The organism is uncultured Campylobacter sp. (genome assembly GCF_937981295.1).
Lineage (GTDB): Bacteria > Campylobacterota > Campylobacteria > Campylobacterales > Campylobacteraceae > Campylobacter_B.
This window is the reverse complement of the sequence record NZ_CALJPC010000088.1, coordinates 36,606-58,836: the sequence shown is the minus strand read 5'-3', so window position 1 is coordinate 58,836 and position 22,231 is coordinate 36,606. Positions and strand designations below refer to the sequence as shown.

Annotated in this window: 19 protein-coding genes; 15 read left to right on the top strand and 4 right to left on the bottom strand. The window is 46.3% G+C overall.

All coding sequences use genetic code 11. From position 1 onward, the window contains the following. Positions 1-5: 5 nt before the first annotated feature. Both phsA and Q0135_RS08970 read right to left on the bottom strand, forming a co-directional pair. Entirely contained in the window at positions 6-2,270 is a 2,265-nt protein-coding gene (gene phsA / locus Q0135_RS08975; protein WP_297989924.1) for a thiosulfate reductase PhsA, read from the bottom strand. A gap of 85 nt (positions 2,271-2,355) precedes the next feature. Beyond that, entirely contained in the window at positions 2,356-3,588 is a 1,233-nt protein-coding gene (locus Q0135_RS08970) for an MFS transporter (RefSeq protein WP_297989923.1), read from the bottom strand. A gap of 156 nt (positions 3,589-3,744) precedes the next feature. On the opposite strand from Q0135_RS08970, the gene Q0135_RS08965 reads away from it, so the two are divergent. Beyond that, positions 3,745-4,311: a PAS domain-containing protein gene (locus tag Q0135_RS08965; protein ID WP_005870765.1), complete on the top strand. Its 567-nt coding sequence runs from the start codon at positions 3,745-3,747 to the stop codon at positions 4,309-4,311. Positions 4,312-4,480: 169 nt separating this feature from the next. On the opposite strand, the gene recO is transcribed toward Q0135_RS08965, so the two are convergent. Next, entirely contained in the window at positions 4,481-5,095 is a 615-nt protein-coding gene (gene recO / locus Q0135_RS08960) for a recombination protein RecO (protein ID WP_297989922.1), read from the bottom strand. Positions 5,096-5,188: 93 nt separating this feature from the next. On the opposite strand from recO, the gene accD reads away from it, so the two are divergent. From accD to Q0135_RS08925, 7 genes are all read left to right on the top strand, one after another. After that, positions 5,189-6,088: an acetyl-CoA carboxylase, carboxyltransferase subunit beta gene (gene accD / locus Q0135_RS08955; protein ID WP_297989921.1), complete on the top strand. Its 900-nt coding sequence runs from the start codon at positions 5,189-5,191 to the stop codon at positions 6,086-6,088. After that, positions 6,088-6,540: a 23S rRNA (pseudouridine(1915)-N(3))-methyltransferase RlmH gene (locus tag Q0135_RS08950; RefSeq protein WP_297989920.1), complete on the top strand. Its 453-nt coding sequence runs from the start codon at positions 6,088-6,090 to the stop codon at positions 6,538-6,540. Before accD ends, Q0135_RS08950 begins: the two co-directional genes overlap by 1 nt. 9 nt (positions 6,541-6,549) lie before the next feature. After that, a complete protein-coding gene (gene dksA / locus Q0135_RS08945) occupies positions 6,550-6,906 on the top strand; it encodes an RNA polymerase-binding protein DksA (RefSeq protein WP_005872423.1) in 357 nt (118 codons plus the stop codon). Between the two features lie 2 nt (positions 6,907-6,908). Further along, positions 6,909-7,910 carry a LapA family protein gene (locus tag Q0135_RS08940; protein WP_297989919.1) on the top strand — a complete coding sequence of 334 codons (1,002 nt, stop codon included), beginning with the start codon at positions 6,909-6,911 and terminating at the stop codon, positions 7,908-7,910. Between the two features lie 537 nt (positions 7,911-8,447). Beyond that, positions 8,448-9,374 carry a tRNA-dihydrouridine synthase gene (locus Q0135_RS08935; RefSeq protein WP_297989918.1) on the top strand — a complete coding sequence of 309 codons (927 nt, stop codon included), beginning with the start codon at positions 8,448-8,450 and terminating at the stop codon, positions 9,372-9,374. Between the two features lie 22 nt (positions 9,375-9,396). Beyond that, a complete protein-coding gene (locus Q0135_RS08930) occupies positions 9,397-9,834 on the top strand; it encodes a hypothetical protein (RefSeq protein WP_295152162.1) in 438 nt (145 codons plus the stop codon). A gap of 98 nt (positions 9,835-9,932) precedes the next feature. Then, on the top strand, positions 9,933-10,664 hold the full coding sequence (locus tag Q0135_RS08925; protein WP_297989916.1) for a metallophosphoesterase: 732 nt from the start codon (positions 9,933-9,935) through the stop codon (positions 10,662-10,664). A gap of 120 nt (positions 10,665-10,784) precedes the next feature. Here the strand turns inward: Q0135_RS08925 and Q0135_RS08920 are convergent, their stop codons facing one another. Beyond that, the gene (locus Q0135_RS08920) at positions 10,785-11,615 is read right to left on the bottom strand and encodes a prephenate dehydrogenase (protein ID WP_297989914.1); all 831 of its coding nucleotides are present in this window, start codon (positions 11,613-11,615) and stop codon (positions 10,785-10,787) included. Between the two features lie 81 nt (positions 11,616-11,696). Between Q0135_RS08920 and bamA the strand changes: the two genes are divergently transcribed. The 7 genes from bamA to infB all read left to right on the top strand — a co-directional run bounded on the left by bamA (position 11,697) and on the right by infB (position 21,119). Next, positions 11,697-13,952, top strand: coding sequence for an outer membrane protein assembly factor BamA (gene bamA, locus Q0135_RS08915; RefSeq protein ID WP_297989912.1), 2,256 nt, complete (start codon positions 11,697-11,699; stop codon positions 13,950-13,952). A gap of 559 nt (positions 13,953-14,511) precedes the next feature. Continuing rightward, positions 14,512-15,891: a M23 family metallopeptidase gene (locus Q0135_RS08910; RefSeq protein ID WP_297963870.1), complete on the top strand. Its 1,380-nt coding sequence runs from the start codon at positions 14,512-14,514 to the stop codon at positions 15,889-15,891. A 50-nt stretch (positions 15,892-15,941) separates the two neighbouring features. Beyond that, entirely contained in the window at positions 15,942-16,826 is an 885-nt protein-coding gene (gene lpxC, locus Q0135_RS08905) for a UDP-3-O-acyl-N-acetylglucosamine deacetylase (protein WP_297989911.1), read from the top strand. A 63-nt stretch (positions 16,827-16,889) separates the two neighbouring features. Further along, a complete protein-coding gene (locus Q0135_RS08900) occupies positions 16,890-17,288 on the top strand; it encodes a glycoprotease (RefSeq protein ID WP_297989910.1) in 399 nt (132 codons plus the stop codon). An 8-nt stretch (positions 17,289-17,296) separates the two neighbouring features. Continuing rightward, complete coding sequence (gene thrB, locus Q0135_RS08895; protein ID WP_297989909.1) at positions 17,297-18,178, top strand: homoserine kinase; 882 nt, start codon at positions 17,297-17,299, stop codon at positions 18,176-18,178. 21 nt (positions 18,179-18,199) lie between these two features. Beyond that, positions 18,200-18,427, top strand: a complete 228-nt coding sequence (locus tag Q0135_RS08890; RefSeq protein ID WP_040304108.1) for a hypothetical protein — start codon at positions 18,200-18,202, stop codon at positions 18,425-18,427. Then, the gene (infB, locus tag Q0135_RS08885; RefSeq protein ID WP_297989908.1) at positions 18,411-21,119 is read left to right on the top strand and encodes a translation initiation factor IF-2; all 2,709 of its coding nucleotides are present in this window, start codon (positions 18,411-18,413) and stop codon (positions 21,117-21,119) included. The genes Q0135_RS08890 and infB overlap by 17 nt, the downstream gene beginning before the upstream one ends. The last annotated feature ends 1,112 nt before the right edge of the window (positions 21,120-22,231 follow it).

Sequence of the window (22,231 nt, the reverse complement as noted above, 5' to 3'; positions counted from 1 at the left end):
CCCTTTCAAATTTTAACTATATCGACGCCGACGTTGGTTACCATCGTGCTTACCACAGGACCCGCAGCCGGATCGAGAAGGACGCTTTGGTTCGTGCCTATGCCGTTCGTGCGCTTTAGCCCCGGGCTTACGTGCCCAAAGCCGTGGTATAAAAACAGGCAGTCGTCTCTGATGCCTTGCGTGACGAAAATTTTAGCTTTTTGCTCGCCGAATTTATTTTTAAGCTTCACGATATCGCCAGTCTTTAGCCCCTCCGCTTTTGCAGAAGCTGGGCTGATCCAAACCGGCGATTCGCTCATCATATCGTTTAAAATTTTGATATTTTGCGTGTGACCGTTGGTATGAAGCGCGGTCTTGCCGGTCATTAGGCAGTATTTGTGCCCGCCGAATACGTCCATACCCTCGGTGTTTAAGCAGCCGTATCCCGCGAAAAGCTCCTCCACTTTCGGCGCGAAAAGCTCGATCTTGCCGCTCGGGGTTTTAAATTTCATCTGCGAGCTCATCTCGCCGTTTTCGTCCACGAACTCCGCCGCGGCAGGATATTTATCGATAAATTTAGCCACGAGCTTCGGCTCTCGGTAGTATAGCTTCGGCACCTTGTAGCTTACGTAGCCGTTTTTGATTAAATTTGCGATCAGCTCGGCGTTACCTTTGGCTTGCTGCATGCGGTATTCGTCGATGTTGTTCCAGGTGTAGTCTTTATCGATCTTCATCACCCTCGCAAGCTCTCTAAAAATTTCATAGCCGCACTTCGTATCGCCCACCGGCTCAACGGCTTTGTTTCGCATCACAAATCCAGGCGCGGTGCCGCCTTTGTTTTGAATCGACTCGTCGCGCTCCAAATAGGTGGATTCGGGCAAGATCACGTCGGCTAGGCACGCGAAGTCGCTCATATACACGTCGATTGCGAGCACGAAGTCTAGCTTTTTGATCGCCTCTACGCTCTTATCCACGCCCGCAACGTTGATGAGGTGGTTAAAGCGCGTGCTGACCCAGCCTTTTACAGGATACGGTTTTTCGCTTAAAATCGTAGGCGCGATCTGCATCAAAACACCGTGTTTGCGCGGCACGAAGAAATTTTCGCTACCTTCTTCGCCGCAGCCGTCGATACGCGCGGTCTTTGGAATTTTAAAATTTTTATCCGGGTTTGAGATGGTAGGGAATAGATCCTCTTTGCAAAGCGTGTTGAAGGTTTTAGAGTCTTTAGAAAAGTAAATTCCGCCCTTTTTCTCGACGTTTCCCATCAGCGCGTTTGCGATCGCGATGGCGCGCGTGCGGATATATTCGGATTTGGCGGTCGTGGTTTTATGACCCCAATCGATTACGACTGCGGGAGCCGCAGCGTAAATTTCATTTGCGATGCGCTCGATCTTGTCCGCTTTGATCCCCGTAATGCCCTCTTGCCAAAGCGGCGTCGTATCCTTAACGGACTGCTTTAGCTCCTCTAGCCCCACGGCGTATTGTTCGATAAATTTTTTGTCGTATTTGTTATCGCGCAGCCAGACGTGGATTAGCGCCATCAAAAACGCCGCGTCGGTTCCCGGTTTTATCGGCAGCCACTCGTCAGCTTTGGAAGCTACGACGCTAAAGCGCGGATCGAGAACCAAAAGCTTTACGTCCTCTCTGCTTGCGGCTTTTGCAAGCTTTTTGGTTTTTGAGATGTCGATGCCCTCAAAGAGATTGTGGCCGAAATTTACGATATATTTTGCGTCACCGTAGTCTCTTTGCATATTAGCGCCGAAGGTATGCGGCACGGCGATATTGTAGGTGATCGGACAACAGGACCAGTGCGAGTAGATGTTCGGGCTACCGTAGGCACAGGCGAAATTCATCATCTGAGTGTGGTGCTCGCCCGTTTTAGAGGTAAAAACTACGCTTTGCGGGCCGTATTTTTGCGAAATCTCGTCTAGCCTCTGCGCGCAAATTTTAAGCGCCTCGTCCCAGCTCGCCTCTTTAAATTTGCCCTCGCCGCGCTCGCCTACGCGAATGAGCGGCTTAATGAGTCTTTGATCGTCGTAGAGCTGATTGATGCCCGCTCCGCCGCGAGCGCAGACGGAGGTTTTGTTTGCAAACCTGTGGTTGCCCTCGATTAAAGCGCCGCGGCCGTCTTTGACGGTCACCTCGATAGGACAGCGCGAGGAGCACATCTCGCAGACGCTGGCGACTTTCTTTTCCGTCCCGCCGGTGACCGCGCTAGCGTTTAAATTTAGATTTAGTGTCGCTAGCGTGCCGATCGCGGCGGTGCTTTTTAAGAAATTTCGTCTATTCATAAAAACTCCTTACCTTTAAATTTCGGTAGGAATTCTAAGGCTTCATCGTAAAAATAAGGTTAATTTTGATAATGCAGCTTTTGGCTTAGACTTTATCTCGAAAGATAAAATGCGTCCTGCGCCGTATTTTAAAGCCGTAAAATAGCGCCAGCAGTAGCAAAATGCTAATTGCGCCGCAGATCGCAAGGGCTACGCGAGCGCCCAGTAGCTCGGTAAAAAAGCCCGATATGAGCGCTCCAAATGGCGTACTACCTATTAAAAATAGCGCGTATAAGCTAAGCACGCGTCCGCGAAATTCGTTGCTTACGTGCATCTGCACGGTGGAGTTAATGCTTGAGTTTGTGATTACGAAAAGAAATCCAGTTACGGCAAGCCCTGCCGCAGCCCATGCGAAGGAATTCGCAGCCCCAGTAAGAGCTAAGCTTACCCCCATAGCGATCGCGCACGATCTGATTTTGCGGATGCCAAGTTTATCAAAAACTGCTACGAAAAGCGCGCCGCAAAAGGCTCCCACGCCCAGAGCCGACATCAAATATCCAAAGCTTCGCTCATCCGCATCTAGGCTAAGCTTAACAAGCGCCGAGATTGTTACGTTGTAATTTGGCACCAGCGTCGCTACGATAAGCACTATTATCATTAGCTCGCTTAGAGTTTTTTTGTGCGATACATACGAAATTCCAGCACCGATCGAGGCAAAAACGCCTCCGCTTCTGCTAGATAGCGTAGTAACGGATGGCGGAATTTTTATGAAAAACAGCGAAACGATGATGCCTAAAAAGCTAAGTGCATTGAATAAAAAGCAAAAGCCCACGCCCCACAGCGCCATCACGATCCCCGCAAGTGCGGGTCCTGCAATACGAGCGACGTTGAAGGACATAGAATTTAACGCTATGGCGTTGGCTAGATCGCGGGGCGAGTCGATGAGGTCTTTTACCATCGACTGACGGCTCGGGGCGTCCATGCTGGTAAAGATGCCACTTGCAAAAGCGCAAAATAAAATTTTGCCGAAAGAATATAGCTCGCAAAAGCTCATAACCGCGAAAATTGAGGCGGTCACTGCCATGCCTATTTGAGCGAGCAAAAGGATCTTTTTGCGATTAAACTTATCGAGCAGTACACCGGAAAACGGCGTGAAAAGTAGCGCGGGCAAGAACCTCGCCGCAGCTACGAGGCTGACCTTAAAAGCGTCTGCGGTGATGCTTAGCACTAGCCACGGTAGCGCGACGCTTTGCATCCAAGAGCCGATCAGCGAGAGGTTCATCCCGATCCAATAAATTCTAAAATTTGAGTATTTAAGCGATAGGAAGGGATTTTTCAACGCGCCGCCTTTTGAAATTTTGATTTGAGATTATACATTAAATTTTAAGAATTCACTTAAAGATTTAACATTTATAAAAATTTAACGAAAATTTAATATTTCTGAAAAGAAAAATTTTATATACTCTGCAATAAATTTTTAAGCAAAGGATTAAAAATGCAAAGACCAACTCCGATTAATCAGGAAATCAAACTAGATGAGAAGCGCTATATCGTTTCCAAAACCGATCCGAAGGGCATTATCACGTTTGCAAATCCGTATTTTTGTATGATTTGTGGCTATAGTGAGCTTGAGCTTTTGGGGCAGCCGCATAACATCATCCGACATCCGGATATGCCGCGCATAGCGTTTAAGCTTATGTGGGATACGATACAGCAGGGCAAGGATTTTACCGCCGTGGTTAAAAATTTAGCCAAAGATGGGCGCTTTTATTGGGTCATTACCGAATTTACTTCTAAAAAAGATCCCGTGACAGGGCAGATCACCGAATACACGGCATTTCGCAAGGCTCCGCCAAGATCCGCGATTGAAACTATAGAGCCAATTTATAGGGCGCTACTGGATGCCGAAAGAAACGGCGGTATGCAGGCTAGCCAAAAGGCGCTCGTGGACTTTTTAAAAAGCAAAGGCGAGACCTACGAGAGCTGGATCGCAAAGGTCTCAGGCAAATCAAATCCGCTCACCGCAATGTTTTTTAAGGCGATGAAAAAGCTTTTTAGCTAGTCCAGTTAAAATTTAATGCAAACCCTGCGCAATGCGATTGTTTGGCTTTGCGCGAGAAAAGGCAGATAAAGTACAAAACCGCCCGTTCATGAAATTTTGAAATTCTACGAAATTTTAAATTTAGCGCTTGAGTTTTGAAATTTCACGTCTTCATCAAACGCGCTACAGATCAAAGCCCCTCAAGCGTTATGTCGTAGAGCCTCTCTACCGTTTCGTCGTTTAAATTTAGCGTCTTTTTGCTTCGTAAAAATTCTAAAATTTCATCCTGCGCAAAGCCCGCTCTTTGCGCGCAAAGCTCGTGCGCGGGCAAAAAGCCGCGGCATAGCGCGATATTTTCTAAAATTTCTTCGTCGCATAAAAAACAATATGGCTCGTCGTGCAATCGCCCCTCAAATTTTAAAATTTCGGCGTAGCTTTCTACGATTATGCGACGCGGATTTTGTTTGCCAAAGCGCATAGCAGCGTGGTTTAGCAGCTCGTAATAAAATTTATCCAGATGCTCGGCATCTTTTAGATGCGCGTGTAAAAGCCGCATAAATTGCTGCCAAAACAAAAGCTTCTCGCGGTTTCCGAGCCACGCGTATCCTAGATGCATCACACCGCTAAGACGAGGGAGGAAGTTTTGATTTTGCGAGAGCTCGAAGTCTATTTTATAGCCCTGGATGATGTTTGAATGGCGCGCGCCGTAAAAGCGATACGCACGCACGAGCGCACTTTCGCTCAGCACGTCCACGATGCAGTCCTCGTCCCTAACTTTGGTCGTTTTTAATATAAATCCTTGCATTTTCCTATTTTAGCGAAATTCACATATAAATTTAAATAAAGAATTTTAGGTTATAATCAGAAGTTACATTTCATAGAATTTAAAGGAAATCATATGAATTTCGGAGATTTGTTTTCAAAAATACGCAGAACCCAGCCCGCACCGAGCGAAGCTCCTACGCACTGGATCAAATGCCCGGGATGCGGCGCGCTGATGTATAGCAAGGAGGTTGAGCAAAACCACAGCGTTTGCCCAAAGTGCAACTATCATCTTCGCTTTGATGCGCAGGCTCGTATCGATCTGCTCTGCGACGAAGGCTCGTTTGTGGAGTTTGATAAAAATTTGCAGCCCGTCGATCCGCTAAAATTCGTAGATAAAAAATCCTACAAAAAGCGCATCTCTGAGAGTAAAGAAAAAACGGGCAGGCTTAGCGCGGTGATTGCGGGCGAGGGCGCCATAAGTCGCCAAAAGATTCAGCTCGTGGTATTTGATTTTAGTTTTATGGGCGGAAGCCTGGGCTCCGTTGAGGGCGAGAAGATCGTACGTGCCGTAAAACGTAGCCTGGATAAAAACGAGCCGCTAATCATCGTAAGCGCAAGCGGCGGCGCAAGGATGCAGGAAAGTACCTTTTCACTGATGCAGATGAGCAAAACCTCCGCCGCGCTTAAAATTTTATCAGAGCATAAAATTCCTTTCATCTCCGTTCTTACCGATCCTACGATGGGCGGCGTGAGTGCGTCCTTTGCGTGGCTAGGAGATATCATCATCGCAGAGCCGGGCGCTCTTATCGGCTTTGCCGGACAGCGCGTCATCAAGCAAACTATCGGCGCGGATCTGCCGGAGGGCTTTCAGAGATCGGAATTTCTGCTTGAGCACGGATTAATTGATGCGATCGTGCCTAGAGCTGAGATGAGACAGTATTTAAGCGATATAATCAACGTGCTGAGCAAAAACGCTGTGCAGATTGACGACACGAGTGACAAATCGCTGCACGAAGAGGGAAGCGAAGAGTAGTGCAGATAACGGTAAATTCCATCCAAAAGGGCACGGACGAGTTCGCAGGCGCGATAAGTGATTATAAAAAGATGGCGGCTAAATTTGCCGCGGTGCGAGATGAGACGTTTTTTAATGCTAATATCGCTCGTGCCCAGAGCGCGTCTCGCGAGCTCGCACTTATGGCGTATGATGAAGCTTATCTACCGCGCCTTAGCGGATACGTCGTAGCTTTGGATGAGCGCGGACAGGAGCTAGATAGCATGGAATTTGCGAGTATGCTAAAGGATAAAAGTAGCGTGTCATTTTTCATCGGTGGCGCTTACGGGCTTAGTGAAAATTTTAAGGCAAAAGCCGATAAAATAATCAGTCTTAGCAGGCTTACGTTAGCGCACAAAATCGCTAAACTTTTGCTCTTTGAGCAAATTTTTCGCGCATTGTGCATTAACGCAAACCATCCATATCACAAATAAAGGGAAGTAATGAAGAAAAACGAGTTGAAATTTTACAAGAAAATTTTAGAAGAAAAAAGAGAGCAACTCATCGCCAATATTAATAGCTCTGTAAATGAAATTTCGGAATTGCGCGAAAATAAAGCTGCGGATGATTTTGACGTAGCGAGCATGAATACGGATTTAAGCATCGAATACTCGCTCAATGTTAATCAACAAAAGGCATTTTTAGAGATCGAAAGCGCGCTTAAACGCATCGAAAACGGCACTTATGGGCTTTGCGAGAGCTGCGGCGAGCAGATAAGTTTAGAGCGTCTTAAGGTAAATCCAGAGGCGAGATTGTGCATTTCGTGCAAGGAACAGGCGGAAAAGCAAAATAGGAGTTAGCTATGAAAACCAAGCAATTCTTTTTATATTCGATCGTCTATATCGCAATCGTCGCGATTTTAGTTTTTACGCAGCAAAGCAGTAGCTATACACTGGGGCTTTTCGGTTTTACGCTTACGCTTCCTGTGGCGGTGTGGATCGTACTGCCGTTAATTTTATATATGATTTTGGCGATTTTTCATATCGTTTTTCATAGCTTTGCTTTTTACCGCACAAAAAGGGCGATTGCAAAGGATCTAAGCGCATACGATGCGATGAGTAAAGAGGTTTTGCTGGGTCTTGATACCAATAAAGACTTTAAAACCGAGTATTTTAAAGACCCAAGCGAGCTTACTAAAATTTTATCTCCGTGGTACGATAGCACCGGCATAGATGTCAAAAATGAGGATCTAAAAGAGGTCATAGGTGTTATTGAGAAGGTTAAAAACGGCGAAGTGGCGGATCTGCGAAAATATAAACTTCCTAAAGATAACGGACTATTTTTGCAAAATGAGCTCAACCGCCTCGACGCCGAGCCTGCGTATGCGTATGAAATTTTAAAAACCAAGGGCGTTTATAGCGAAAATATCACTAAAAAAGCCTATGCCGTAGCGCTTGCCAAAGGAAGCTACGATAAGATCAAGGCCTATAAAATTCCTCAAGATATAGCCGAGGTAAATATTTTAGTGAATCGCGCGGTAAATGACACGAGCTTTGAGATCAGTAGCGAGGAGCTTTTCGATCTCGTAAATAATGAAGAATTTAGCGAGCAGGATTTTATCGGCTTTGCCAAAAAGCTAAAAAATCATCTTGCTCCAGAGCAATACAAAGCCTTTTTCGAGCGGCTCAAAAACGAGAATCAAGAAGCGACTGAGGCATATCTGTACGCGCTATATGAGCTTGGCATGATCGACGAGTTTAGAGAGCAGCTAAGTCTTGCCGACGGCGACGAGTTTGAGAAGTTTAAAATTCTGCTATTTTTGCGCGACAACGGCAAAAACGTCCCTGCGTCGCTGTTATTTTAGCTCGGTAATTTTATGAGTTCGTTTTATGCGGGTAAGAGAGACTGCTTTTACGCTCTTTGCGGCTATTAAACACAGCCTGCGCGATAAAATTTAAAGTGCGGATAAAATTCCAACTCGCGCAAATTTGAAATTTCAAAATTTATCGAAAAATCAATGCGCGCAAGCGGTAAAATTTAAAAGATTTGTTTGCGTAGTGCGCGTGTAAACGGGTTTTTCATTTACGCGATTAAATTTAAAATTTAAACATAAAGCACAAGACTTGCTAGCTGAATAAAGTGCTGAAATTTTAAAATCCGTGCGGCGTTTTGCAAGCTACTTGCTGGGTTCGCCGCGCAAATAAAATTTAGCGGTGATAATCCTTGCTGCCGTTTTACCGCCACGTAAATTAGCTAAGCTTAAAAATAAAATTCGCGCCTAAATGCGAATACGTAGCCTATGAAATTTAAAATTTAAAGCTCGCGGCAAAACCCGCTGCAAGCGCTGCGGCGTTAAATTTAAAGGTTTAAATTCAAACGAAATCAAAATGAGAAATTTAAAATGACGAAAGATTTTTTTAAAAGGGACCCTTTATTTTTGGCGCCTTTGGCGGGCTTTTCAGATCCGCCACTACGGGGCGTAGTGAAAAAATTCGGCTGCGACGCTACCGTAAGCGAGATGATAAGCGCAAACGCCCTTGTTTTTGAGGGCGAAAAGACGCTAAAGATGCTCGAAAAAAATGCCGCCGAAACCCCATTTTTTGTGCAGATCGCAGGCAGCGATGCGGAAATTATCAAAAAGGCGGTTTTGCTCATCAATAAATTTGACGGCATCGACGGTATCGATCTAAACTGCGGCTGCCCCGTCCCCAAGGTCGTAAAGCAAGGCGCCGGCTCGGCGCTGCTGCTTGATCTGCCCCGCTTGTCGCGCCTGGTTGAGACGATCAAAAAGTATTCGAATAAAAAATTTACGAGCGCGAAGGTGCGGCTGGGCTTCGGCGCCGTGGATATCGAAAATATCGCTCGCGCCGTACAAGGCGCAGGAGCCGATTTTATTGCTATTCACGGTCGCACCAGAGCGGGCGGATACAGCGCGGCGGTGGATTACAGCGCGATCGCAAGAGCCAAACGCGCGCTGCAAATCCCCGTGATCGCAAACGGCGACATAAACTCTGCCAATGCGCCCGCAGTGCGAGATCTTAGCGGCGCGGACGCGCTGATGATCGGTCGCGCGGTAATTGGCAGGCCGTGGATCTTTCGCGAGATCAAAACGGGCGAACAGGCAAGTGACGCGCTAAAAAGGGAAGTCGTGCTCTATCATTTCGCTCAAATGCTAAGCCACTACGGCAGCCACGGCGTAGCGATATTCCGCAAGCATCTGCACGAATACTCTAAGGGGCGCGAAAACGCTGCAAGCTTTCGCGAGCAGATCAACCACGTCGCCGCTGAGAGCGAAATGACTCGGCTGATCGAGGAATTTTTCGCCTAAATTTAGAATTTTAGGAACTCTGATGATTATTTTAAAAATTATAGCCTGCGCGTTTTCGATGGGTTTTTGCTTGATGTGCATTTCAAGTTTAATGGGTTTTTTTATAGGGCAGATTTTTGACACATCTAGCGTCCGGTTTGACGATCCCTTAGAATGGCTACAGCAGAAGTGCGTATATTTCCTATTTTTGTGGATATTTTTCTGCGGGATTTGCGCAATACTTGCCGCAAAGTTAAAGGATTTTGGTAAGCTCACGGATTTTTTCGTAAATTTATTTTTGCCTACAGCAGCGGTTTGGATACTATCGCCATTTTTGGGGATGATGATTGTGGCGCTGATTGTTTCAGATTTGCATCTTGCCACGTTTTATTCCTCATTGCTTAGCGCATTAATATTTATCGTTCTTTTTATGATCGTCGTAGCCGAGGTCCTAAAGCAGATTTATCCGCCCAAGTCCTAACGCGCGGAATTTTAAAATTTAGTGCAGAGCTTTTATCTACCGCTTATATCACAGCTCGCGCGTTAAAAGGCGAGGGCGTTAAAATTTAAGGAGAAATTATGGAAAATATCTACATCATCGGCGACGTGCACGGCTGCTACAGATCGCTTTTGGCGTTAATAGAGCAGCTGCCGCATAAATTTGATAGCAAAATTTGCTTTGTGGGCGATCTGATTGACCGAGGCCCTGCGAGCTCGGATGTGGTGGAGCTAGTGCGCACTCGCGGATATGACGCGGTGATGGGCAATCACGAAAAGCGCTTTGTAAGCAACGCAAAAACTGCACTAAGGTGCGCAAAGACGGGCAAATTTACGAGCTCAAATGACCTCTACGCATTTTTTAGCCTGGACGAAAGCTGGCTGTTTAATAACGGCGGTGAAGCGACGCTAGCGTCGTATTATCGTCACGGAGGCGTGAAACAATGCAAGGAGCATCTGCGGTTTGTCTCGCGGCTGCCGATTTACTTGGAGTATGATTTGCGTGATGAAAGCGGTCGCGCCCTCGTCGTATCGCACTCCGCAGTGGGTCGCGCGTGGGGGATTAGACACGATGCAGAGCGTGCGAAAAGCTTCGCCGCTCATGTGCTAAGCGGGCGCGGAGATGATAGCGCGAATGATGGAATTTTTAATGTCTACGGGCACACGCCGGTAAAAAAGCCCGTCATTACGGAATTTAGCGCAAATATCGATCTGGGCTGTGTTTATAAAAAGCACTGGGGCGAGAAGGCGAGGCTTTGCGCGCTGGAGTTTCCCTCAAAGAAAATTTTCACGCAGGAATGCATAGATTTTTGAGTTTGTGTCGGGATAGCGCGGATTAAAATTTAAATTTGCGTAGGCTATTTGAAGGCGAAATTTTAGAATTTAAAGGCGCGTTCTTAAAGCGTCCGTCGCGCAGTCAGGTCGCGTGAAATTTTAAATAATATCCCTTAGCTTGCGCGCTTCATACATCCACGCCTCAAGCTCATCCCAGCGCTCGCCCTCAATCATCTGTACGCAAATTTCAAGCTCGTTTTTAAAAGCGTCGATCGCGCCCAGTAGGTTCGTGCGGTTTTGCTTGAAAATATCGACCCACATCTGCGGCGAGCTTTTGGCGATACGGCTCATGCCCGAGAAGCTGCCGCCGGCTAAATTTATGATATTGCGGCGATTTTCCTCTTTTAGTACGCTGTTTACGAGCGAGTAGCTGATCGCATGCGGTAGGTGCGAGATGAGCGCTACGTGGTGATCGTGGCTTTTTGCGTCCATAAATACGATCTTCATCCCTGCAAATGAAAAAATTTCGACCGCTCGTTTGATATGCACTTCGTCTGCGCCGTGATCGTCGCAGATAACGACTACTGCGCCGTTTAAAAGCTCTTTAAACGCCGCTTGCGGACCGGAGTTTTCGGTACCAGCCATTGGGTGAGCTGCGATGAAATTTCGTCTGATCTGTGGAGGACAGTTTTGCAAAATTTTAAATTTCGTGCTTCCCAGATCGATGATTGTCGTTTCACTTCTGCAGTCGCTTAGTTTTTGCAACGTCTCAATAATTGCTTCCACGGGGATTGCAAGAAAGATCGCGTCGCAGCTTTGCTTCATCTGCTCTAGACTTAAAATTTCATGCACGAGCCCAAGTCTCAGAGCTTCTTTTTCGTTTTCGCGGTTGATGTCGCAGCCATAGACGGCGCTGATGATTTTGGTGCTTTTTAGACATAGCCCAAGAGAGCCGCCGATGAGACCAAGGCCGATAATTCCTATCTTCATAAAATTCCTTTTTGATATATGCAAGTTTTAATTTTAATGTGGTATTATACGCAAATTATTTTCGTTTTTAGGTAAAATTTTATGAAAAAAAGCGTTTTTTTACTCTTAGTAGGCGGGATTTCCGTGGCGTGCGCCGCACAGATCAAATCCATTAAATTTGAAGGGCTAAGGCATCTTTCTCCACAGGTTGCGCAGCAAATTTCAGGACTTAAAGTAGGCGATGAGCTTAACGGCGAAAACACCAATGCTGCGATTTCAAAGCTATTTGAGCAGGGCTATTTCAGCGACGTTTATATCAGCGAACAAGGCGGCGCGGTCACTATCAACGTAACCGAAAAACCGACTATCGCTAAGGTCGAGATCAAAAACGTAGTTACCAACGACCGCGACAAGATCAATGAGCTCATCGGCTTGCGTCCGGGTCAGGTTTACGATGAGGTGGCTGCTAAAAAAGCGGAGACCCGCATCAAGCAATACTACGAAGTCAAGGGCTTTTTTGACACCGTGGTGGAATTTTATCCAAAGCCGATAAACGACGATAAATCGGTCATCTTGCTAACGATCGAGGTAAATCGCGGCGAAAATATCATTATAGATAAGGTAAATTTAGTAGGCGCAGGCAAGCTTGACTATGACGATATAGAGCCATCCGTTGCCAATAAAGAACGCGAGATGCTGGGCTGGATGTGGGGCTTTAACGACGGCAAGGTAAAAACCGCCGAGCTTCCTAACGACGCAAATAGAATTCAAGAAGAATATTATAAAAAAGGCTACTTAGATGCGCAGGTTTCTGCGCCGCTACTTAATGCCGATATGGATAATTACACTGCTGATCTTACCTACTATATCAGCGAGGGCGAGCAATACACCGTAAGCTCCGTAGATATCGAATATCCTGCAGATATAATCAAGCTTGATAAAGAAAAGGTTTTGGACGATTTCAAGCTTCAGAAGGGCGATACAATGAATTCCGAGCGTTTGCGCCGCGATATGAATACGCTAGAGACTTTAGTCGCGGATCAGGGATACGCCTATGTGCGTATCGTGCCTAAGACTAAGCAGGACAAAGAAGCTCGCACGGTCGCTATCACGTATCAAGTCATCCCTGAGGATAAAGTCTATATTAGAAACGTAACGATCTCAGGCAACGATAAGACCGAGGATAAGGTCATCCGCCGCGAGATGTATCTGACCGAGGGAAATTTATATAGCAAAACCGACTACAACGATTCGTTAAATTCTTTAAAACGCACGGGATATTTCGATGATGTGGAGATTAAAGAAAACCGCGTTTCTAACGATCAGATCGATCTTGAAGTCGCAGTCAAAGAAGCTCCTACAGGCTCTATCACAGGCGGTATCGGATATGGCAGCGAGGATGGAATTTTACTTAGCGGCGGTATCAGTGATCGTAACGTATTCGGTACCGGTCTTCACGGCGCATTCTCGGTTGAAAAGAGCGACGATCAGTTAAGCGGACGCTTGAGCTTAACCAATCCTAGAGTATTTGATTCTGAGTATAGCTTGGGCGGATCAATCTTTGCCAACGATTACGACTGGGACGATTACGATGAGAAATCTTACGGATTTTCAATCACGGGCGGTCGCAAAATCGGGCGCAATACCGATGTAAGTCTTACGTATTATCTCGAAAAAAGCGAAATCAAGGGCTTAAACGAATATTACGCCAAAGCAGGCTATCTAGATGGCAAGAATTTAAAAAGCTCGATTATCCCGTCTATTACATATAATAGCACAGATGATTATTACTTGCCAAGAAGCGGTATGATCGCAAGTGCTAGCTTAGAATACGCGGGTCTTGGCGGCGATATGGACTACACCAAGGCGCGAGGATCGTTTAACTACTACTTTGGCTTGCGAGATTATATCGATCACGACATTATCTTTAGATACAAAGCTGCAACGGGCTATATGTGGGAAGGTAATAAAAAAATCCCAATCAACGAAAAGCTATTCCTAGGCGGAATGAAAAGTATTAGAGGCTACGAAGGTCGCAGTATCCCGAAAAAAGAGATCTGCTTAAATGCAAATAATTGCCGCTATATTGAGACGGGCGGCATGCAGAGCTTCAATAACTCCTTTGAGCTAAGCTTTCCGGTAGTTGATAGGCTTAAAATGCGCTTTGTAACGTTTTTTGACTACGGAATGATCGGCGATCATGACTGGAATGAGGAGGAGCGCTACAGCACGGGTGCTGGTATCGAGTGGATGACGCCAATGGGGCCTTTGCAACTATACTTCGTTAAGCCGCTTAATAAAAAGCCGCACGACGACACAAATAGCTTCGAATTTAGTATCGGCGCTAGATTTAATTAAACGCGGCAATTGCGAACATTAAGGCGTGCGTAGAATTTTCTACCGCACGCCTTAAAATTTAGTAACGCTGCAATTTTGACTTTTCTTGTCGCGCTAATTTGCAGCCGAATTATTGTAAGCGGGTTGAGCTAAATTTTAATTGGAATTCCGCTCGGCTTAGGATGAAATTTAAACGCGTAGCTTGCTTTGAATTTTTTAGAATTTTATTTATCAAGATAGTTTAGAATTTCATTCGTATGGTAAAATTTTAAGCATAAGAGTTCTAAAAAATCAATACAAGCCATTAGCATAATTTAAAGAAATTTTATATTGAAATTTTAAAGGTTACGATATAGATGATAAACGCCGCTTTGTCGCGCACGGAATTTCGCTGCATAGGATTTAGCGCGCCACTGAATTTTAAAGCTCATAAATTTTGAGATTCTAAAATCGCTAGAATTTAAAATTTTAAATCGCCTCGTAAATCGCTAAACATTTGCGTTAAATTTTGCCTCGCTTTACCGATAATTTAAGTTAAGCTTGTAAAATCGCGCTCTAAAATCATATCAAAGGCTCTTTTATGCGTAGAAATGGCAATGGAACGAAGCTTAAAATTTTAATATTTCTTATTATAATATGCGCTTTGGTTTATGGAATCTTTAGAATTTTTACCTCGCCGAAATTTGAAAAAAATCCTCCGCAAATTGCGCTGGAAAATGAAATTTATTGGAATTTAACCTCGCCCTTGAAGATTAAAATTTCAGATGATACTGGCATTAAGCTCGTTCGCGTTAATTTAAACGACGGAGCCAGCACGATACCGCTACTAAATGAGGAGCTGAACGTTCCGCAAACTACGCTAGAGCTTGCCGTGCAATTTCCTAAAAATTTGATGCTTAATAAAGATAAAAACTACAAGCTCGAGGTTTTCGCAAATGACATTAGCTCGTGGAATTTTGCGCAAGGAAATAAGAGCGCAAAAACGGCAAATATAATAATAGATGACAAAAAGCCCATCATCAATATCATCAATCAATCCTATAAAATCACTAAAGGCGGTAGCGCTGTAGTCGTATTTTCGGCAAAAGACGAGCGCCTAAGCGAAGTCTATGTCAAAACCAACTATGGCAAAATTTTTAAAGCAATTCCTTTTGTAAAAGAGGGCTATTATGCGTCTCTCGTAGCGTGGCCTGCAAATTTAGAGGAATTTCGCGCAGAAGCGGTCGCCACCGATCGTGCAGGCAACGAAAGCATTTCGCAAATAAAATATTTTTATCAGGACAAAAAATATAAAGTCTCTACTATCAAGCTAAATCCGGGCTTTATTAACGGTAAGGTAAGCGATCTGGCTAGCCAATATGCGCAGAATTTTAACTCGATGAGCGATCTGGAGAAATTTAAATTCGTAAACGAAACTCTGCGTAAGAAAAACGGAGATGATCTGCACGCCGCTACTAGCGCGGTGCACGAGGATAAAATAAATGGATTTGAGCTAAAGCCTTTTTATCCGCTTGCTAAAGGCGCAGCGGTAGCAAGCTTTGCCGATCATCGGATATTTTTTATGAACGACGAACAGGTAAGCGAGTCGTGGCATATGGGGCTCGATCTAGCAAGCGTCGCAAACGCCGATATTAAAGAGAGCAACTACGGCAAGGTAGTTTTTGCGCAGGAAAACGGAATTTTCGGATTAAATTTAGGAATTTACTACGGCTTCGGCTTATACGGCATATACGGACACTGCTCGGCGACGCAGTTAAGTGTGGGCAGCGATGTAAAGCCGGGCGACATTCTAGCGCAAACGGGTTCAAGCGGCTTTGCTTTCGGAGATCATCTGCATTTTGGCATCGTAGTTCAGGGTGTGGACGTAAGACCCGAGGAGTGGATGGATCCTAAGTGGATGAAAGATAACATTACCGACGTCTTAGAATCGTCCAAAAAAGTAATAGAAAAAGGTAAGTAAATTTTAAAATTTTCGCTATAATGCGCGGGTTAATGAAAACGAGGATAGAAATGAGACAGACAACGATAGCTAAGAAAGTCCATAACGTCGGCATCGGGCTGCACAAAGGTGAGCCTATCAGACTTACGTTAGAGCCTTTAGAGGCGGGCAGTGGAATCGTATTTTATAGAAGTGATCTTGGCGTTAGTTTTAAAGCCGAGCCGAAAAACGTCATAAATACGCAAATGGCGACCGTCGTAGGAAATGAGAAGGGCTATATATCAACAATAGAGCATCTAATGAGCGCCATTAATGCCTATGGTATCGATAATATCCGTATCATCGTCGATGCTAATGAAATTCCTGTAATGGACGGAAGTTCGGCGAGCTTTTGTATGCTTTTGGACGAAGCGGGCGTAAGAGAGCTCGACGCAAATAAAAAAGCTCTCATCATCAAGCGTGCCGTGGAGATTCGCGAGGGAGATAAGCTTGTACGGCTAAGCCCGAGCAAGAGCCCGAAATTTGATTATACGATTAAATTTAGCCATCCGCTCATCGGCACTCAGCACTACGTTTTTGAATTTAGCAAAAAAGCCTATCTTAAAGAAATTTCGCGAGCGCGTACGTTTGGGTTTTTGAAAGACGTGCAGGCGCTACGCTCAATGGGGTTAGCTCTAGGCGGCAGCTTAGAAAACGCCGTCGTAATCGATGAGAATAAAATTTTAAATCCAGAGGGCTTGCGTTTTGAAAACGAGTTCGTCCGTCATAAAATTTTAGATGCAATCGGCGATCTTGCGCTGGTGGGCGCTCCGATTTTGGGCGATTATACAGCGTTTGCGGGAAGCCACGATCTAAATCATAAACTAACTTTGGCAGTTCTAGCTGACGCTAAAAATTTCGAGCTTGTAGATCTTACCGCCGAGGTTGTGCGCGAATATCAAAAAGTCTTTGCTTAAGGCTGCAAAATCAAAGAGGTTGAAATTCTAATCGCTGCTCTTAGCGCTCCATGCTTGCTCGGCGTGTATGAAAACGGCGCTAAGATAGCGGAATTTTCAAGCGCTGAAGGCGAAAAAGCCGATAAATTTCTGATTGCTAAATTTAGCGAAATTCTAAAAACTTATAAAATCAAAGAGCTCATCTACGCAAATACTCCCGGCAGCTTTATGGGCATGAAGGTAAGTTACGTGATTTTGCGCACGCTTAGCATCGCCCTTGATGTGCCGCTGTACGCGATCAGCGGCTTTGAGCTAAGCGGCTTCGGGCCGATCAGGGCGAATAAAAACTTCAGCTACGTTTACGATCGCGGCGAAATCAAAATGAAAAAATGCACCCCCGCCCCGCTATCTTTGCCGCAGGATTTATCGGTTTTAAATAAAAGCGATGATATACTTCCAAATTACATCATAGAAGCGGTTTAGGAGAGAGCTTGATTATAAGAATTCCTGCGACGAGCGCAAATTTAGGCCCCGGTTTCGACGCGCTCGGCCTTAGCCTAGGGCTATTTAACGAAGTAGAGATTACCGAGCAGAAGTTTTTTTGCGTATCGCTTAGCGGCGAGGGCAGCGACAGAGCGTGGCTTAAGAAGGGCAACGCTTTTTTGAACATTTTCAATGAAATTTACAGAAAACTAGGCGGCGGGCAAGAGGCAAATTTTAAATTTGCCTTTCACAATAACATCCCGTTTTCGCGCGGGCTAGGCAGTAGCTCGGCCGTGATCGTAGGCGCTATCGCAAGCGCTTATAAAATTTGCGGTTTTGAGATCGATCGCGCTAAAATTTTAAACACGGCGCTGGAATATGAAAACCACCCGGATAATATCGCGCCCGCAACGCTCGGCGGCTTTGTCAGCAGCGTCGTGGACGGCAAGACGGTTCGCACGCAAAAATGCGAAATTTCGCAAGATCTGCAAGCGGTCGTTGTCATTCCCGATACGCCGATGCCTACGAACGAATCTCGCGGCAAGCTGCCTAAGAGCTTTTCGATCAAAGATTGCGTTAGCAACCTCTCGCACGCGGCGTTTCTGAGTGCTTGCTTTATGCGACGCGACTACGACAGCTTGCGCTATGCCTGTATCGATAAGATGCACGAGCAGATGCGCATGGGCGTGCTTCCGCAGCTTTTTAAGGTGCGCGAGATCGCCTATGATAACGGCGCGCTTATGAGCTCGCTCTCCGGTAGCGGCTCAAGCTTTTTAAATTTAGCCTACAGATCCGACGCCGCAAAGCTTAAAGCCTGCCTTAGCGAAAATTTTCAAAACTTCCGCGTCGAAATTTTAGATATCGACAACGGCGGCTTTAATATTGACTAAGAAAAATAAAGATATAATCGCATGAGCGAACCGATTAGGATGTGCGTTATTTGCAAGGGGCGCTTCGCCAAGCGCGAACTCCACGCCTTTTTGCAAAATTTTAAAAATATAAGCTCAAACAGACAATTTTATATTTGCGACGGTTGCATAAATCAAAAAGAGAAAATTTCAAAATATCTATCTAAATTTGCGTCTAGCGCAGATTTGGGACATATCAAGGAGAGGGTTTTAAATGGGTGTTCTGATTAAAGATATCGCGGACGAGCTTGGATACGCAAGCAAAGAGATAATCGAAAAAGCGCAGGAGATGGGCTTTAAAAAGGTAAAAACCGCGTCGAATAAAGTAAGCGAAGAGGAAGCTGCCGCTATTTACGATTATATCCAGACGGGAATTTTGCCGGGGAAAAAGTCAAAGCCCGCGAAGAAAAGTTCCGAAAAAGCGCAAGAGGACGAGAATAAGCCCGCTAAAAAACAGAGCGAAACTAAAAAAACCGCTAAAAAAGAGAGCCCTAAAAAGGCGGAAAGCTTAAAAGCTTCCGAATCCAAAGAGTCCTCGCAGATCGCCAAAGAGCCTAGCAACGAAAAAGCGCGTACGCAAGAGCCCGAGGTAAAAACCGAAAAATCTCAAAATCAAAAAGAAGAAATTTTCTCCGCCCCGCAGGATAAAGAGGAGAAGCAAAACGCCGCCTCAAAGCCTGCGCCGGTGCAGATAAACAGCGGCGATAGTATCGCTAGCGAGAGCTTGCAAAAGCGCCGCGGCTTAGTCATCGTAAAAAAGAAAAAGGAAGTTCAAGCCCCGGCGGCACAAGATAGAACCGAGCCTAGGCGCGAAAAGATAAGTGCGAGCCTAGAGGCGATCTTCTCAAACGCTGAACTAAATTTGAAAAAGAAAAAGATCGAAAAGAAAAAAGCTCCCGCTGCCAAAAAAGAGGATGCCCTTAAAATCGACATCATTCCTGATCACGAGATGGCGGATATCGTCATCGAGGACGAAGACGTCGTGGTAATGCCCGATTTCACCGTCAAACCGATCCAAACCGAAAACCGCACCAAAAGTAAAAACCAACCTAATATTTATCGCGCCTCGCAGAATCAAATTTTTAGTAGCGAAGGCAGCATAAGTCGCGGCGGTCGCAAAAAGCATAAAAAAGCCCCTCGCGAGCAGGGTAGCGAAATCGTAAGCTCTGTAAATATCCCAAAAGAGATCCGCGTCTATGAGTTCGCCGATAAGATCAAAAAGCAGCCTAGCGAGATCATCGGCAAGTTATTTGCGCTCGGGATGATGACGACGAAAAACGACTTTTTGGACGAGGACGCGATAGAAATTTTAGCAAGCGAATTTGGCATTGAGGTAAATATCATCGATGAGGCGCAGGAGTTTGATTACATCAAAGCTTACGAGGATAGCGAAGGCGAAGAAAATTTAATCGCTAGAGCGCCTGTCATTACCATAATGGGACACGTTGATCACGGCAAAACGAGCCTGCTCGATTACATTCGAAACTCTCGCGTAGCAAGCGGTGAAGCGGGCGGCATCACGCAGCACGTAGGCGCGTATATGGTCGAGAAAAACGGCAGGAAGATCACCTTCATAGACACTCCGGGCCACGAGGCCTTTACTTCGATGCGCGCGCGCGGAGCCGAGGTCACCGATATCGTAATCATCGTAGTGGCCGCAGACGACGGCGTCAAGCCTCAGACCAAGGAGGCTATAGCGCACGCCAAGGCCGCAAACGTTCCGATCATCATCGCGATAAATAAAATGGACAAGCCTAATGCTAATCCCGATCTCGTAAAAACTGGGCTTGCAGAGCTTGATATAATGCCTACCGAGTGGGGCGGTAGCTACGAGTTCGTGCCGATCTCCGCAAAGACGGGCGAGGGAATTGAAAATTTATTAGAGATCGTGCTTTTGCAGGCCGATCTTTTGGAGCTCAAAGCAGATCCTAGCAAGCAAGCTAAGGCAACCATCATCGAAAGCTCCCTTCAAAAGGGGCGCGGCGCGGTTGCTACTGTCATCGTGCAAAACGGCACTCTACACGTCGGAGACACCGTCGTAGCTGGTATCGCATACGGCAAGGTGCGTGCGCTTAGCGACGATAAGGGCAGGGCGCTAAAGCAAATTTTACCGGGCGAATGCGGCGTTATCATAGGCCTTAGCGAGGTTCCGGGCGCCGGCGAGACACTAATTGGCGTTTCAAGCGATAAGGAAGCGCGCGAGTATGCAAGTAAAATTTACGAGCATCAGCGCCAAAAAGAGCTTAGCAAATCGACCAAGGTCACCATCGACGAGCTAAGCGCCAAGATCGCCGAAGGCTCGCTAAAAAGCCTACCCGTGATCGTCAAGGCCGACGTCGCGGGCTCGTTGGAAGCTATCAAAGCAAGCCTTGAGAAGCTTCGCAACGACGAAGTTAAGGTCGATATCATCCACAGCGGCATCGGCGGTATCACGCAAAACGACATCGCCTTAGCAAGCGCCAGCGAAAACTGCGTGATCTTGGGCTTCAACGTCCGTCCTACGGGCGAGATCAAAGAGCTTGCCAAGGAGCGCGGCGCGCAGATTAAGACCTACAACGTCATCTACAATCTAATCGATGATATCAAGGCGCTTTTGGGCGGTCTTATGAGCCCGATCATCAGCGAGGAGGCCTTGGGCCAAGCCGAGATCAGGCAGGTCATCAACGTGCCTAAGATCGGGCAGATCGCGGGCTGTATGGTTACCGACGGGCTCATCGCTCGCGGCGCGAAGATCCGCGTCATCAGAGAGGGCGTCATCGTTTTCGAGGGCAACGTCAGCTCGCTCAAGCGCTTCAAAGACGACGCCAAGGAAGTCGCCAAAGGCTTCGAGTGCGGCGTAGGCATCGAGGGCTACGACGATATGCGCGTGGGCGATTTTATCGAAAGCTACAAGCAAAAAGAGGAGCAGGCTACGATTGATTAATGCTCGCGGAATTCCGCGCGGGCATTCGCTTCGTTTGCACGGCTTGCGGCTAAATTTTAAGCCTTGATCGCGCTTTGAAATTTTATGCTCGCAGAATTTGAGCGTGAAATTTCGCCTTTTAAATTTAGCAGCGTAGCGTGCGGGCAAGGCTTTAAATTTTGTCGGTTTCTGCGCGAGGCTCTGCCGCGTAGCGCTAGTTTTAAAATTTTAATGTTTGGATTTTTTTACGGCGCGACTTTGCGATCAAATTTTAAATTTACGCTGCTTACAGGTTACGAATTTTCCGCGCGACTTAAATTTTAAATTTAATCGCAAAGTTGAAATTTTAAAGCGGCAAAATTTAGATTTCGCGCAGCATCGAAGCGTTTTTAAAATTTAAGATAAATTTCGAAGCGGCGCAGTGTGCGGCAAAACAGCAGCGCGGAGGACGGCGCTGTGTAAGCGGCGCAAAATAAGACCGAAACGGCGCGTGGTGCCATCGCGGCGCTGCCAAAAGACGGCAGCGCGGATATCGCAAAAGCGACGCAGTAAGCGAGCGTGGCGCAAAGAGGGTGTCGCCGCGCGCTGTATTATTGCGGCGCCAAGACGGGCAGTGCGGCAGCAATATAGCGCCGTGGCGAGCAGAGCATGGCGCAGAATAGCATTGAGCCTCAGTGCGTAAATATTTCTGCGGTAGCGGCGTAATTACGCGACAAGCTTCCGTGCGCGAGCCATTAAATTCTACGCGATCTGCGTTTGAAATTTAAGCGTGGAGCACCGGGCTGAATTTAAGAGCAAAATTTTAAAGCCGAGCTCGCACTTTTTAAAATTTAAAGACGAAATTCTAAAAGGCGCAGTCGCTGTCCGCAATACCTGCGCGCAGCAAACCGCTCAGAATTTAAACGGATGCTCCGACGCATCGCAAGCCGCGTCAAATTTAAACAAACCGCTTCGCCGCAGGACGGATATTTCGCCATTCCGAAGCGAGATAAAATTCTGCGTTGCCGCCGCGCCGAAGTGAAATAGAATTCCGCATCGTCATGCCCAAGCGAAATAAAATTTCTCGTCGCTGAAAGACGCGAGATAAAATTCTGCGTTGTCGTCGCGAGACGGATGCTCCGCTGCGACAAAGC

Bases quoted from the DNA above. Each gene is read 5' to 3' on its own strand.
- phsA (WP_297989924.1), bottom strand. From the start codon at position 2,270: ATGAATAGACGAAATTTCTTAAAAAGCACCGCCGCGATCGGCACGCTA.
- Q0135_RS08965 (WP_005870765.1), top strand. From the start codon at position 3,745: ATGCAAAGACCAACTCCGATTAATCAGGAAATCAAACTAGATGAGAAG.
- recO (WP_297989922.1), bottom strand. From the start codon at position 5,095: ATGCAAGGATTTATATTAAAAACGACCAAAGTTAGGGACGAGGACTGC.
- accD (WP_297989921.1), top strand. From the start codon at position 5,189: ATGAATTTCGGAGATTTGTTTTCAAAAATACGCAGAACCCAGCCCGCA.
- dksA (WP_005872423.1), top strand. From the start codon at position 6,550: ATGAAGAAAAACGAGTTGAAATTTTACAAGAAAATTTTAGAAGAAAAA.
- Q0135_RS08940 (WP_297989919.1), top strand. From the start codon at position 6,909: ATGAAAACCAAGCAATTCTTTTTATATTCGATCGTCTATATCGCAATC.
- Q0135_RS08935 (WP_297989918.1), top strand. From the start codon at position 8,448: ATGACGAAAGATTTTTTTAAAAGGGACCCTTTATTTTTGGCGCCTTTG.
- Q0135_RS08930 (WP_295152162.1), top strand. From the start codon at position 9,397: ATGATTATTTTAAAAATTATAGCCTGCGCGTTTTCGATGGGTTTTTGC.
- Q0135_RS08925 (WP_297989916.1), top strand. From the start codon at position 9,933: ATGGAAAATATCTACATCATCGGCGACGTGCACGGCTGCTACAGATCG.
- Q0135_RS08920 (WP_297989914.1), bottom strand. From the start codon at position 11,615: ATGAAGATAGGAATTATCGGCCTTGGTCTCATCGGCGGCTCTCTTGGG.
- bamA (WP_297989912.1), top strand. From the start codon at position 11,697: ATGAAAAAAAGCGTTTTTTTACTCTTAGTAGGCGGGATTTCCGTGGCG.
- Q0135_RS08910 (WP_297963870.1), top strand. From the start codon at position 14,512: ATGCGTAGAAATGGCAATGGAACGAAGCTTAAAATTTTAATATTTCTT.
- lpxC (WP_297989911.1), top strand. From the start codon at position 15,942: ATGAGACAGACAACGATAGCTAAGAAAGTCCATAACGTCGGCATCGGG.
- Q0135_RS08890 (WP_040304108.1), top strand. From the start codon at position 18,200: ATGAGCGAACCGATTAGGATGTGCGTTATTTGCAAGGGGCGCTTCGCC.
- infB (WP_297989908.1), top strand. From the start codon at position 18,411: ATGGGTGTTCTGATTAAAGATATCGCGGACGAGCTTGGATACGCAAGC.